The following is a 5,190-nucleotide window of genomic DNA, read 5'->3' as shown; positions in this document are numbered from 1 at the left end:
CCATCGACGCCACCCACGCCGTGCAGCTGCCGGGCGCTGACCCTCGCAGCAACAGCATCGCCACCGGAGGCCGCCGCGACGGCGTGCCGGTGATCGCCCGGGCGGCCGTGGCCGCTGGCGCGGACGGTGTCTTCCTGGAATTCCATCCGGACCCGGAAAAGGCCCTGTGCGACGGCCCCAGCACCCTGCCGCTGGACGGTGCGGAGGTGTTGTTGGCCAAGCTGAAGGCCCTGCACGAGGTCGCGCGCGCCGCTTGACCGCCCCAGCAACCCGCCGCACAGGCTAACCGCATGGATCTCGCCGCCCTTCAACATCTCCTGGGCGAGGCGCCCGGCCGCCGGGTGGCCTGCGTGGGCGACCTTATGGTCGACCGCTTCGTCTATGGGGAGGTCAGCCGCGTGTCGCCCGAGGCGCCGATCCCGGTGCTGGCCCGCACCCGCGAGCTGGTCATGCTGGGCGCCGCGGGCAACGTAGCGCGCAATGTGGCCGCCCTGGGGGGCTCGGTGGCCCTGGTGGGCCTGATCGGTGGCGACGCCGAGGGCCACGAGGCCCAGCGCCTGGTAGGCGGGGAGAGCGGCGTGGAGGGCTATCTGGTCACCGACCCCAGCCGGCCCACCACGCTGAAGACCCGTTTCGTCTCCAGCGGCCAGCAACTGCTCCGGGTCGACCTGGAGGAGAGCCGCCCGGTCACCGGCGAGGTGGAGCAACGGCTGATCCGCACCGTGCGCGACGCGGCTAAGGGCGCAGGCGTGATCCTGATCTCCGACTACGGCAAGGGGGTCGTCACCGACGCGGTGATCGCCGCCTGCCACGACGCGGCGGCCAAGAGCGGCGCCAAGGTGGTGGTGGATTCCAAGGCCCGCTCCTTCGCCCGCTATGGCGACATCGACCTGGTAAAGCCCAACGCCGCGGAACTGGCCTACGCCACCGAGCTGCCCACCGGCACGGATGCGGAGCTGGAGACGGCCCTGGCCCGCGCCCTGGAACTCTGGGCCACCCGGGGGGTGCTGGTCACCCGGGCCGGAAAGGGCATCTCCCTGGCCCTGCGCGGCGAGCCGGTACGCCATTTTCCCACCCAGGCCCGGGAGGTGTTCGACGCCTCGGGCGCGGGCGACACGGCGCTGGCGGCATTGGGGCTGGCGCTGGCTGCCGACGCCACCCTGGAGGACGCCATCGCCTTCGCCCAGCTCGCCTCTGGCGTGGCGGTGGGCAAGGCAGGCACCGCGACGGTGACCCCCGAGGAGCTGGTGGAGGCGGTGATCACCGCCCACCTGGCGCCCGCCGAGGCCAAGGTGGCCACGCCCCAGCGGATGGCTGACGAGGTGGCCCGCTGGCGCGCCAAGGGCCTGCGGGTGGGCTTCACAAACGGCTGCTTCGACATCCTGCACAAGGGCCATGTGGCCTATCTGGGCCAGGCCCGGGCCTGGTGCGACCGGCTGATCGTGGGGCTGAACTCCGACGCCTCGGTGCGGGCGCTGAAGGGCGAGGGCCGGCCGGTGAACGACCTGGAGAGTCGCGCCCTGGTGCTGGCCGGCCTGGGCAGCGTCGACCTGGTGGTGCCCTTCGAGGAGGCGACGCCCGTGAAGCTGATCGAGGCTGCGCGCCCCGAAGTGCTGGTCAAGGGCGCCGACTACGCCGAGGACCAGGTGGTGGGCGCCGAGCTGGTCAAGGGCTGGGGCGGGGAGGTCCGGCTGGCGGCCCTGGTGGACGGCTATTCCACCACCGCGGCCATCGCCCGGATGGGCCGCCCAAGGACGGATCGGGAGAAGGCATGACGCGCAAGATCGCCTTCGTCACCGGCGGAGCGGGGTTCATTGGCTCCAACATCGCCGCGCGCCTGGCCGAGGATCGCGACCTGGACGTGGTGGTGTGCGACCGCCTGCGCGAGGCGGATCTGGGCAAGTGGAAGAACATCGCGAAACACCCCATTGGTGATTTCGTGGCGCCGGAAGACATGTTCGACTGGCTTGAGAAGCGCTGGCGCGACGTGGAGCTGGTGGTCCACATGGCCGCGGTGTCGTCCACCACCGAGCCGGACGCCGACAAGATCGTCCACTCCAACTTCACTCTGAGCCGCGACCTCTTCCGCTGGTGCGCCGACCACCAGCGCCGGTTGGTATACGCCTCCTCGGCGGCCACCTATGGCGACGGCGCCAACGGCTTTGACGACGACAACAGCTACGAAGCCCTGGCGGCGCTGCGGCCCCTGAACACCTACGGCTGGTCCAAGGCGCTGTTCGACCTGTTCGCCGTTCGCCAGGCCCTGCGCGGCTACGCGCCGCCCCAGTGGGTGGGGCTGAAGTTCTTCAACGTCTACGGCCCCAACGAGGAGCACAAACACTCCATGAAGTCGGTGGCGTCGCAGATCTGGCCCAAGGTGCGCGAGGGCCACGCGGTGCAGCTCTTCAAGAGCTATCGGGCCGATGTGCCGGACGGCGGCCAGACCCGCGACTTCGTCTATGTGCGCGACGCCGCCGAGGTCACCGCCTGGCTGCTGGAAAACCCGCAGGTCAACGGCGTCTTCAACCTGGGCTCCGGAAAGGCCCGGACCTTCGAGGACCTGGCGCGGGCCGTGTTCAAGGCTGCCGGCAAGCCCGCGCAGATCGAATACACGCCGATGCCACCGGCGATCCGCGACAAGTACCAGTACTTCACCGAGGCCAGGATGGATCGCCTGCAGGCGGCCGGTTACCCGAAGCCCCTCACGCCGCTGGAGGAGGGGGTCGACGACTATGTCAGCCGCTACCTCAGCCAGCCCGACCACTACCGCTAACCCATGAGCGAGCCCGGGCCGCGGCGCCGGCGATGGCTGGCCTTCATCCTGGTGGGGGCGGTGCTGCTGCTGGGAGTTGGCGTCGCCGTCTTCTGGGGCGACCTGATGCGCACGGCGCTGGACCCCAAGGTGCCGTTCCAGACCTATCGCCCCCCGCCGGCGCCGAACTACGCCAAGCGGGCGTCCTGGGCGCTGATGCCGCTGCAGCCCGAGGCGCCCACCGCCCAGGAGCCCGCCGCGGACGTGTTCTTCGTGGGCCCCACCACCTATGACGGCGGCCGCCACTGGAACGCCCCTATCGACGACGGCAAAGCCGATCGACTGTTTCGCACCTCCATCGCCCCCAACCACGCCGGACCCTTCGTCCGGGTGGGGCGGATCTTCGCGCCGCGCTACCGCCAGGCCAGCCTCTACAGCCTGCTGACGCTGCGGGAAGACGCCCGCGAGGCCCGCGCCTTCGCCTATGGCGACGTGGCCCGCGCCTTCCGCGTCTATGTCCAGGACTACAACCAGGACCGGCCGTTCCTGATCGTCGGCGTCGAGCAGGGTGGCACGCTGGCCGCGCGGCTGGTGGCCGAGGACGTGGCCCGCGACCCTGTGCTGCGCAGCCGCCTGGTGGCCGCCTATCTTGCCGACACCGTGACGCCGGCCGACGCGCCGGCCCTGCCGGCCTGCGCCGAACCGGGCCAGACCGGCTGCCTGGCCGCCTGGGCGGTGCAGTTCGACGGGGAGTTCGACAACGCCCAGATGCTGCTCGACCGGGCCCTGGTGTGGACCGCGCAAGGGACGCTGGAGAACCTGGGATCGCGGCCCTCCCTGTGCTTCAACCCGATCCTCGGGGCGGTGACCGACAAGCAGGCGCCGGCCCGCCTGCATTTGGGCGCGGCCAACGCCACCGGCCTGGAGTGGGGCGCCAGGCCCGCTTTCATGGCCCGCCAGGTCTCCGCGCGCTGCGTGGGCGGGGTGCTGCGAATCTCCCATCCCAAGTCGGCCTCACTGCAGCCCACCGGCTCCTGGGCAGACCGGCGCAAGGTAGCGGGCTACAACCTCTTCTATGCCGACCTGGAGGCCGACGCGCAGGCGCGGCTGGCGTCCCTCCTCGCCCGGTGACAAGCTTCGCGGCCGAAACGCCTTGAGGGAGACCGCCCGATGCCCGACGCCAATCGCCAGATCGTCCTGGACCAGCTGCCGCAGGGCGACCGGCTGACCGCACAGCACTTCCGGCTGACGCAAGGCGAGCGGCCGAGCCCGGGGGAGGGCGAGGTGCTGCTGCGCACCCGCTATATCTCGCTCGACGCCGCCAACCGCGCCTGGATGCAGGGGGCCACCTACCGCTCGGCGCTGAACGCCGGGCAGGTGATGGCCGGCGGGTCCCTTTCCGAGGTGGTCGAGTCCAACGCCAGCCACCTGGCGCCCGGCGATCTGGTGTTCGCCGACACCGGCTGGCAGGACTATGCGGTGCTGCCGGCCAAGCGGCTGGCAAAGCTGCCGGCCCTGGAGCCGGTTACCCACCTCCTGAGCATCTACGGCATCGCCGGGCTCACCGCCTATTTCGGCCTCCTGGAGTGCGGCAAGCCCAAGGCCGGCGAGACGGTGGTGGTCTCCGCCGCCGCCGGGGCGGTGGGCTCGATCGTCGGCCAGATCGCCAAGATCAAGGGTTGCCGGGTGGTGGGGGTCGCCGGGGGCGAGGCGAAGGGCCGTTGGCTCACCGACGACCTCGGGTTCGACGCTGCGGTGGACTACAAGGCCGGCGACCTGCGCCGCCAGTTGAAGGAAGCCTGTCCGGACGGCATCGACGTCTATTTCGACAACACCGGCGGCCCGGTCTTCGAGACCTGCCTGTTCGCCATGAACAACTTCGGCCGCATCGCCTGCTGCGGGGCGGTCTCGCAGTACGATGGCGCCGCCCCGCCGCACGGACCCCGCGGCATCCCCGGGCTGATCGTCACCAAGCGGCTGACGCTTCGCGGCTTCGTGGTGATGGACTTCGAGGCGCAGCGCGAGCGGGCGCTTAAGGATCTGGCCGGCTGGGTCGCCGACGGCCGCCTAAAGGTCCAGGAGGACGTCATCGAGGGCCTGGAGAACACGCCTGCCGCTCTCGTGGGCCTGCTGGCCGGCGAGAACCGCGGCAAGCGGATGGTGAAGGTGCGCTAGCCCGCGTGCTTCAGCGGCGAGCCGGCTTTCCAGTCGAACAGTTCCTGCAGCACCCGCAGCGCCTGGCCGCGCTCACCGGCCAGCTCCGGGTCGCGGCCGAGGATCAGCCGGGCGTCATCGCCGGCGGCGGCGATCAGGTCGCGGTGGGCGCCGCCCACGTCGGCGAAGATGTAGTCCGGGAACCCTGACTGGCGCAGGCCCAGCGCATCGCCGCCGCCGCGCAGCTCCAGGTCGGTCTCGGCGATCAGGAAGCCGTCGTCGGT

The 5,190-nt window shown here is 71.1% G+C and carries 4 protein-coding genes and 2 pseudogenes; 5 read left to right on the top strand and 1 reads right to left on the bottom strand.

Annotation, left to right across the window (positions count from 1 at the left end; translation table 11 throughout):
• The 5 genes and pseudogenes from ACLL81_RS11260 to ACLL81_RS11240 all read left to right on the top strand — a co-directional run.
• Positions 1 to 257 (top strand): annotated as a pseudogene (locus tag ACLL81_RS11260) (3-deoxy-8-phosphooctulonate synthase); the annotation flags it as partial.
• Between the two features lie 33 nt (positions 258 to 290).
• Positions 291 to 1,775, top strand: a complete 1,485-nt coding sequence (gene rfaE2, locus ACLL81_RS11255) for a D-glycero-beta-D-manno-heptose 1-phosphate adenylyltransferase (RefSeq protein WP_411288435.1) — start codon at positions 291 to 293, stop codon at positions 1,773 to 1,775.
• The gene (gene rfaD / locus ACLL81_RS11250; RefSeq protein WP_411288434.1) at positions 1,772 to 2,773 is read left to right on the top strand and encodes an ADP-glyceromanno-heptose 6-epimerase; all 1,002 of its coding nucleotides are present in this window, start codon (positions 1,772 to 1,774) and stop codon (positions 2,771 to 2,773) included. The genes rfaE2 and rfaD overlap by 4 nt, the downstream gene beginning before the upstream one ends.
• 3 nt (positions 2,774 to 2,776) lie before the next feature.
• Positions 2,777 to 3,883: a DUF3089 domain-containing protein gene (locus ACLL81_RS11245; RefSeq protein WP_411288433.1), complete on the top strand. Its 1,107-nt coding sequence runs from the start codon at positions 2,777 to 2,779 to the stop codon at positions 3,881 to 3,883.
• Positions 3,884 to 3,922: 39 nt separating this feature from the next.
• Positions 3,923 to 4,927 (top strand): NADP-dependent oxidoreductase, encoded by a 1,005-nt coding sequence (locus tag ACLL81_RS11240; RefSeq protein ID WP_411288432.1) that lies wholly within the window; start codon positions 3,923 to 3,925, stop codon positions 4,925 to 4,927.
• Here the strand turns inward: ACLL81_RS11240 and ACLL81_RS11235 are convergent.
• Positions 4,924 to 5,190: pseudogene (locus ACLL81_RS11235) on the bottom strand (ATP-dependent DNA helicase RecG); the annotation flags it as partial. The gene ACLL81_RS11240 and the pseudogene ACLL81_RS11235 sit on opposite strands and share 4 nt — an antisense overlap.

This window comes from Phenylobacterium sp. (genome assembly GCF_046590535.1).
Lineage (GTDB): Bacteria > Pseudomonadota > Alphaproteobacteria > Caulobacterales > Caulobacteraceae > Phenylobacterium.
The sequence above is the reverse complement of the archived record's forward strand: the minus strand, read 5'-3'. Positions and strand labels throughout refer to the sequence as shown.

What these genes read in the sequence shown, in the direction of transcription:
- ACLL81_RS11240 (WP_411288432.1), top strand. Translation starts at nt 3,923, where the DNA reads ATGCCCGACGCCAATCGCCAGATCGTCCTGGACCAGCTGCCGCAGGGC.
- rfaE2 (WP_411288435.1), top strand. Translation starts at nt 291, where the DNA reads ATGGATCTCGCCGCCCTTCAACATCTCCTGGGCGAGGCGCCCGGCCGC.
- ACLL81_RS11245 (WP_411288433.1), top strand. Translation starts at nt 2,777, where the DNA reads ATGAGCGAGCCCGGGCCGCGGCGCCGGCGATGGCTGGCCTTCATCCTG.
- rfaD (WP_411288434.1), top strand. Translation starts at nt 1,772, where the DNA reads ATGACGCGCAAGATCGCCTTCGTCACCGGCGGAGCGGGGTTCATTGGC.